Annotated in this window: 5 protein-coding genes; 3 read left to right on the top strand and 2 right to left on the bottom strand. The window is 51.7% G+C overall.

Annotation, left to right across the window (positions count from 1 at the left end):
- Window positions 1-417, top strand: a 417-nt coding sequence (locus tag ABYW01_RS09885; protein ID WP_372832413.1) for a glycoside hydrolase family 3 N-terminal domain-containing protein, incomplete at its 5' end; no start/stop codon positions are given.
- Window positions 410-1,519 carry a mechanosensitive ion channel family protein gene (locus ABYW01_RS09880; protein ID WP_372832412.1) on the top strand — a complete coding sequence of 370 codons (1,110 nt, stop codon included), beginning with the start codon at window positions 410-412 and terminating at the stop codon, window positions 1,517-1,519. The genes ABYW01_RS09885 and ABYW01_RS09880, both read left to right, overlap by 8 nt.
- Window positions 1,520-1,558: 39 nt before the next feature.
- On the opposite strand, the gene ABYW01_RS09875 is transcribed toward ABYW01_RS09880, so the two are convergent.
- Both ABYW01_RS09875 and mfd read right to left on the bottom strand, forming a co-directional pair.
- Entirely contained in the window at window positions 1,559-2,329 is a 771-nt protein-coding gene (locus ABYW01_RS09875; protein WP_372832411.1) for a CsiV family protein, read from the bottom strand.
- Window positions 2,326-5,772, bottom strand: a complete 3,447-nt coding sequence (mfd, locus tag ABYW01_RS09870) for a transcription-repair coupling factor (RefSeq protein WP_372832410.1) — start codon at window positions 5,770-5,772, stop codon at window positions 2,326-2,328. The genes ABYW01_RS09875 and mfd overlap by 4 nt, the downstream gene beginning before the upstream one ends.
- A gap of 181 nt (window positions 5,773-5,953) precedes the next feature.
- Here mfd and ABYW01_RS09865 point away from each other — a divergent pair.
- A partial coding sequence (locus ABYW01_RS09865; RefSeq protein WP_372832408.1) for a glyceraldehyde-3-phosphate dehydrogenase occupies window positions 5,954-7,270 on the top strand: 1,317 nt, incomplete at its 3' end.

Below are 7,270 nucleotides of genomic sequence, written 5' to 3'. Positions count from 1 at the left end.
TTTCGTGCACTGGTTGCGGCGGGAATGGAAGGTATTATGCCGGCACATGTGCTCTATCCTGCGTGTTCAGATATGCCTGCGGGTTTTTCTGATTTCTGGTTGCGGCAAGTGCTGCGCGAGAGATTGGGGTTTGATGGCGTGATTTTCAGTGATGATCTGTCGATGAAGGCTGCGCATACGGCCGGTGGCTATCGTCAGCGTGCTGAGGCGGCGTTGGTCGCAGGTTGCAATGTGCTGTTGCCGTGCAATAACCGTGAAGGCGCTCTGGAAGTGCTGGCCTATCTTGAGGAGCAGGCTTGTGTTCCGGTAGCGTCATTGAAGCGGATGCGAGGCCAGTCGTTTGCGGCGGATGTTAATCGCATGAGGCGCGGCGCTGAGTTGTGTCAATCGCTCTGGTCGGAGGTTGAACGTGACTGACTGGTTGTCGGATTGGGTTGCGGCGCTTGATTGGGTTGATCCGCAGTTTACATGGAGTGTTGTTCTGGCACTGGTGTTGGGTTTAACGCTGATCGCGCATATTTTTATGGGGTGGTTGTTGTCGCGCTTAAGTCGGCAGGCGGGCAAGACCGAGTTGTTGTGGGATGACGCGCTTATCGCTGCCGCGCGAGCGCCGGTGATGTTGCTTGTTTGGGTTGTGGGGATCGTCACTGGCTTGCAGATAGCGGTGAGTAATGGTGGCCTTGTGCTGCCTGAGTCCGTATCAACCATGCGTAAGCTTATGTTGATTGTGGCGCTTAGCTGGTTTGTTGTGCGTTTTATTGGTCGTATCGAATTAGTATTGATGCAGGCTGGTACTAAGCGTAAGGCGATGGATGTGACGACCGTGCGTGCATTGGGGCGGCTGTTGCGGTTGGCGGTGTTGGTTCTGGCGGTGTTGATCGTGTTGCAAAACCTCGGGATCAGTGTTTCCGGTATTCTGGCCTTTGGCGGGATCGGTGGTCTTGCTGTTGGCTTTGCGGCGAAGGATCTGTTGGCTAACTTTTTTGGTGGTTTGATGATCTATCTGGATCGTCCATTCAAGGTGGGGGACTGGATTCGCTCACCTGATCAAGATATAGAGGGGGTGGTGGAGGATATCGGATGGCGTCAGACGCGTATTCGTACCTTTAGTAAGCGACCTCTATATGTGCCTAATGCTACGTTTGCCAATATCTCAGTGGAAAACCCTTCGCGTATGACCAATCGCCGTATCTATGAATACATCGGTGTGCGTTACGGGGATGCCGGGCAAGTGCGGGTGATTATCGAGAAAGTCAGGCAGATGCTGCAGGACCATCCTGATATTGATACCAATCAGACACTGATCGTTAATCTGGATCGCTTTGGACCATCGTCGCTGGATTTCTTTATCTACACGTTTACCAAGACGACTGACTGGGTCGCGTATCACGGTATCAAACAAGATGTGATGATGAGGGTGATGGATATTGTTGAGCAGGAGGGGGCGGAGTTTGCGTTCCCTACTACGACGCTGCATATTGCTGAGTTGCCGCCGGATGGTGTGCGTAGGTCGTTGTGAATAAAAAAAGGCACCCGTGGGTGCCTTTTTTATGGCCGGTTAGCGCTTGGCGCTGTCGGTCGTTTCTACCGGTAGCATCAAAACCAGAACGCCCATGAGTGGGTGGTCAAGGTAGTGGACTTCTTCAGAGCGCATGCGGCGTCCCTGTTTCATATTGATCGTCAGGAATTCGGGGACATTCAGAAAGCTGGTGCTCAGCGGTGTCACTGTTGATAAACCGCTATCCTCGGTGGCAACGGAGCTGGTGCTTTGGGGGTTGTCTGTGCTGCTAGTCAAAGGCTGGTCGCCGGCATTCAGGAAGTCGCGTAGAAGGTTTGACTCGCTGCTAGAGAGTTTGCGGCTGTGGTAAAGGTCGGGTTTGAAATGAAGATAGCGGCCGCGATCAACGGTAATGTAGCCTTCTAGCTCATACATTCCATTGTCGAGAATCTGTCCTGCTCTGATGTGAATAGGGCGTGCTTTCTTTTGTTTTTCTACAGGTTGCAGCCAGCCTGCGTGATATAGCACACGGTAAGAGTGGTAGCGTGCAATTCGTTTCTTCTCATCATTGAATAAAAGAGATGAAGTCGGCAGGAGTTCGTAGGCATCAAACGTAGAGCTACTGTTGTGTAGCGGTGGGCGCAATTTTATTGCGTTTCGCTGGTGATTGACATCCAGACCCTGTGGCCAGAATTCGTCATCCAGTACGCTTGGGTCCTCGTTGGCAAATACGAGAACCTCTACTTGATACCATGGAGTATCTTCAGCCGTTGCGGTCAGAGCAAAAGCAACTAAGCACAGGCTGGTGGCTATTTTCTGAAATATATTCATGACTCTTTGACCGCCAATTCCTTCAGCAGTTTTTCAATTGTTTGAAAGCGTTGTTCCGGTTTTTCGCTGGAGATGGAAAAGCGAAGTCGGTCAGCGCCCTCAAGTTTATACTTTTGTGGTTGATTTTGAACCATTTTTACCAAAGTCAGTGGATCTACTTTAGGTTCAGAGCCAAACTCAATCCGTCCGCCTTTTTCATGAGCATCGATTTTTTCGATCTCCATTGCGTCGGCGGATAGCTTTAGTTTAGTCAGTCGCAGCAGATTTTGTGTGGCTTCAGGCAGAAGACCAAAGCGATCGATCATTTCTATCTGTAGCTCTTTGAGTGCTTTTTCGCTCTCCGCATTGGATATGCGTTTGTACATGATCAGGCGGTTGTGCACATCCGGTAGATAATCGTCGGGAATCAATGCCGGGATACGGAGGTTGATTTCGGCGCCGTGTTTTAGTGGCTGGTCGAGATTGGGGGTCTTTCCTTCCTTGATGGCGCTAACGGCTTGTTCGAGCATCTCCATGAAGAGCGTGAAGCCAACGGTTTGCATCTGGCCGCTTTGGTCTTCGCCCAATAGTTCGCCTGCGCCCCTGATCTCAAGGTCATGGGTTGCCAGAGTAAAGCCTGCGCCGAGGTCGTCAGCAGAGGCAATGGCTTCCAGTCGCTTGGTTGCATCAGTAGTAATAGCTTTCGGGTGTGGTGTCAGTAGGTAGGCGTAGGCCTGATGATGCGAGCGGCCTACGCGTCCACGCAGCTGGTGCAATTGAGCCAGGCCAAATTTGTCTGCGCGGTCGATGATGATCGTATTGGCATTAGGTATATCGATGCCGGTTTCGATAATGGTGGTGCAGACAAGTACGTTGTGGCGTTTATGGTAGAAGTCAGACATGACTTGTTCCAGTTCGCGTTCGCGCATCTGGCCGTGTCCAATGCCAATGCGCGCTTCAGGAATCATCTCTGCCAGTTCGGCTGCGGTTTTTTCGATCGATTTTACTTCGTTATGTAAGTAATACACCTGGCCGCCACGCAGCAGTTCGCGGAGTATGGCTTCTTTTACCGTGGCCGGGTCGTTTTGGCTGACAAAGGTTTTGACTGATAGGCGGCGCGCGGGCGGTGTGGCGATAATTGAAAGGTCGCGGATGCCGGACATGGCCATGTTCAGTGTGCGTGGAATGGGTGTGGCTGTCAGGGTCAGTATGTCGACCTCAGAGCGCAGAGATTTAAGGCGTTCCTTTTGCTGTACACCAAAGCGGTGCTCCTCATCAATGATGAGCAGTCCGAGATTCTTAAACTTGATGTCGCCTTGAATCAGCTTGTGAGTGCCGACGATGATGTCTGCTTGACCGTTTTCCAGTTTTTCAATGATGGCGCTCTGCTGCTTGCCGGTGCGAAAGCGCGAGATGAGTTCCACGTTTACAGGCCAGTCGGCAAAGCGGTCTGCGAAGTTTTGATAGTGCTGTTGGGCCAATAGGGTGGTTGGGACCAGAATGGCGACCTGTTTTCCGCTCTGGCAGGCCATGAAGGCTGCGCGCATGGCAACTTCTGTTTTTCCGAAGCCTACATCACCGCACACAAGGCGATCCATGGGTTGCGGAGAGGTCATATCCCTGATCACTGCGTCGATCGCATTCGCTTGGTCGGGAGTCTCTTCGAAAGGAAATGACGCGGAAAAATGTCGGTAATCCTGATCTGGATTGCTAAAGCTGAAGCCTTTGCGCGCCGCACGGCGCGCGTAAATATCCAGGAGCTCGGCTGCGGCGTCTCGTGCTTTCTCTGCAGCTTTCTGTTTGGCTTTGCTCCACTGTTCTGCACCCAGTTTGTGGAGTGGGGCAAATTCCTCGCTGGCGCCCGTATAGCGGCTGATCAAATGGAGTGATGATACGGGCACATACAGCTTGGCGTTGTTCAGGTATTCCAGCGTCAGGAATTCATTGGTCTGGCCTTCCAGGGATATGGTCTGAAGCCCTTGGTAGCGGCCGACACCGTGATCAAGATGTACAACGGGTGCGCCGATATTGAGTTCAGACAGGTTTTTGACGACCTGGTCAGCTTGTTCTTTCTCTCGTGAGCGGCGTCTGCGTTGAAATACCTGACGTCCAAAAAGCTGTGTTTCGGTAATGAGGTGAGCTTGTCCCGGTAGGGAAAGGCCGCGATCCAGTGGTACGGTGGTGATGGCAATTTCGGCACCACCGTCGACAAAGTCTTGCCAGCTGTTGAGGAGCTTGGGTTTTAGATTGATGCGATCAAGTAGCTCTAAAAGTGCTTCTCGGCGACCGGCAGATTCGGCACAAAACAGAACAGGTCCGTCGCGCTCAACGAGAAAATCTTCCAGCGCGGTGAGCGGCCGTGTTGCCTGTGCGTCGACCGGCAATTCGGGTGGCTCGGTGCATGCAAGGTTGATGCGTCCGGCTTTGTCTTCAAGGCTGTTGTGGGTTACGTGCAAGCGGCCATATTGCTTCAGTTGACCAAAGAGCTGGTCGCTGCTCAGGAAAAGCTTTTCCGGGCCCATGATCGGGTGGGTAATATCATAACGTCGCTGCTCGTAACGTGCCTGGGTGTCTTCCCAGAATTGGGTGCCTGCATTTTCAAGGTCTGGATCGACGATGATTTGTGTATCTTTCGGCAGGTAGTCAAACAGCGTATTGGTTGTTTCGAAAAACAGCGGCTGATAATACTCAATTCCGGGCGGGGTCAGGCCATTACTGACATCCTGATAGATGGGGCACGCGCGGTAGTCAACGTCGAATAGTTCGCGCCAGCGTTGTTTGAAGCCTTTGATGGCCGTGTCATCAAATGGAAATTCTTTCGCTGGGAGTAAACGAATCTGTGTAATTTGGTCGATCGAACGTTGAGTATCAGGGTCGAACGTACGTAATGTTTCAATTTCGTCGTCGAACAGTTCGATGCGGTAGGGTGCGTTGCTGCCCATCGGATAGATATCAACTATCGATCCCCGAATTGCGAATTCGCCATGTTCCAGAACGGTCTCTACGGCGTGGTAACCCGCATCTGTCAGTTGTTGTCTGAGTCGGAGGGGATCTAGGGTCTGGCCCTCGTCGAGTACAAGGCTGTTGCCTGCCAGAAACGACGGTGGTGCAAGGCGATGCATCAGGGTGCTGGCAGGGACGATTAATATGCCCTGTTTAAGGCTCGGGAGTCTGTTTAGCGTAGCGATTCGCTGAGAAATAATGTCCTGATGCGGTGAAAACACGTCATAGGGTAGGGTTTCCCAGTCTGGAAAGCTCAAAATGAGCTCAGAAGAGCCGATAAAAAAGCTGAGTTCGTTCTGTAAGCGTTCCGCTTCGTCACTGTTGTTGGTGATGACGAGGGTCAATGCACTGTGCTTTTGGGCTGCGGTCGCTATCAATAATCCCCGAGCGGCACCGGTGACTTGGCCTATTCGTTTTATGTCGCCAGCGCCCGTAGGCAATGAAAATGTCAGATCCAACAACGTCCCAGACTCCTTATGCAACGGTATTTTGGGGCGGATAAGTGTACCTGTTCAGCGGCGCTATCGAAACAAGTGGGCAGAATCGTGCGAAAGTATATTAATTGGGGGTTTGCTCGCAGGTGCGGAAAATAGGATAATGTGCGCATTATTTTTTGAGCGTTGATGTTAACTGGAGTTGCCTGTGAGCCAAGAAAAAGTTTTCGCTGATTGGAAAGAGCGCGAAGCTAAAGCTGAAGCGATGGTGCCGCTGATCGGTGGTCTGTATCGTGATAACAACATCGAATCTTCTGTTTTTGGTCGTCTGATCATTAAACGTTCCGTGATCGATATCCTGAAAGCGCATCGTTTTGCGCGTCAGGTTGAAGATCAGGAAGTGACAGTTCACGATACTTATCCTGTACTGGCATCTGTTCAGGCAATGGGTATTAAGAACGCGCACATCGATGCGGGTAAGCTGGCTGTTAAGTTCCGCGAAGAAGCGAACGGTCGTGATCTGGAAGCCTTCCTGAAAGATGAGCTGGCTGAAGCGGTTGAAGGTACTGAGCGCGAAGGTACTGATATCGTGCTGTACGGCTTTGGACGTATCGGTCGTCTTCTGGCGCGTCTTCTGATTGAGCGCACCGGTGGCGGTCAGGCCCTGCGTTTGCGTGCGATTGTTGTACGTAAAGGCAATGCTGCAAATGATCTGGAAAAACGTGCGAGCCTGCTGCGTCGCGACTCTGTGCATGGTTCTTTCAAAGGCACTATTCAGGTTGACGAAGAAAACCACGCACTGATCGCAAACGGCAACATGATCAAAGTGATCACTGCTGACGCGCCAGACACTATCGATTACACCGCGTACGGCATTAACAATGCTGTCGTTATCGATAACACCGGTAAGTGGCGTGATGAAGAGGGTCTGTCTCTACATACACGTGCGAAAGGTGTTTCCCGTGTTGTTCTGACTGCGCCGGGCAAAGGCATCAAGAACATCGTAATGGGTGTTAACGATGGCGATATCGCTGCTGACGATAAGATCCTGTCCGCTGCATCTTGTACTACCAATGCGATCACGCCGGTACTGAAAGTACTGAGCGACACCTACGGTGTTGAAAATGGTCACGTTGAGACGGTTCATGCTTACACCAATGACCAGAACCTGATCGATAACTACCACAAAGGTGATCGTCGTGGTCGTGCGGCGGGTCTGAACATGGTTCTGACTGAAACAGGTGCGGCTAAAGCTGTCTCTAAGGCGTTGCCTGAGATGGAAGGCAAGCTGACAGGTAACGCGATTCGCGTACCTACACCAAACGTTTCTATGGCTATTCTGAACCTGAACCTGGGTTCTGAAACCAATAAAGAAGAGCTGAACGCAACACTGCGTGAAGCTGCGCTGCACGGTGTTCTGCAGAAGCAGATCGACTACAGCAACTCTCCTGAAGCAGTATCCAGCGATTTCGTTGGTTCACGTGCTGCGGGTGTTGTTGATGCTCTGGCCACAATTGCTGACGAT

Source organism: Pontibacterium sp. (assembly GCF_041587635.1).
GTDB lineage: Bacteria > Pseudomonadota > Gammaproteobacteria > Pseudomonadales > Balneatricaceae > Pontibacterium.
This window is presented reverse-complemented; position numbering and strand designations above follow the sequence as displayed.